Consider the following 645-nt stretch of genomic DNA (forward strand, 5'->3'; position numbering starts at 1 on the left):
GCTGAAAAAAATCAATGAGCTACCAGACCGAGTAACCAGAAAACTATTTAAGCTCTCTGACAGTCACGATCTGAATTACCACTTTGATCAATTAAAAACGAGTAGATGGTTTGAACCTCAACAAATAAAGACAAGCACAAACGGTACGGAGATTCGTGAAAAATACCGCGTTGGCAAATGCAGCCTTGTTGGCGGAGATTTTCCGTTGCCACCCAAGATCTTCGTTGAAGGTGACCAACTGTATGTTCTTTCTGACACGCATATTTGGAGACTCTATGCCGATTCATTTGGGGCGACACTCATTCCCAGCGATAATCTACAACCTGAAGACCTAAAACAAATAGATCAACAGATAAGTTACAACCCAAAACTCATATCGCTCGGCCGTTTCAGCGACCTTACAGATATCAATTCGGTCGCACAACTTGACGATACACTCGTATTTACCTCGCCGGAGACTTTCTCAGTCATCATTACTGAGTGTTCGGGATCTGCGGTCTTGAATACAAGTAAAGGTCGCTCATCATGATAACCGACGAGTCGCTTTTAGAGCGTTGGCAGTCATCCTGGAGTGAAGCGCTTGCTTTGTGGAGTCGCTATACACAATTAAGAAACCCACTTTTATGTGAGACGCATCTAGAAGCT

At 43.7% G+C, this 645-nt stretch carries 1 protein-coding gene; it reads left to right on the plus strand.

Translation table 11 applies throughout. From position 1 onward, the window contains the following. Positions 1-529: hypothetical protein (locus A3763_RS27855; protein ID WP_197482651.1), on the plus strand; the 529-nt coding region annotated here is incomplete at its 5' end. Between the last annotated feature and the right edge of the window lie 116 nt (positions 530-645).

The sequence above is a fragment of the Oleiphilus sp. HI0128 genome (assembly GCF_001635365.1).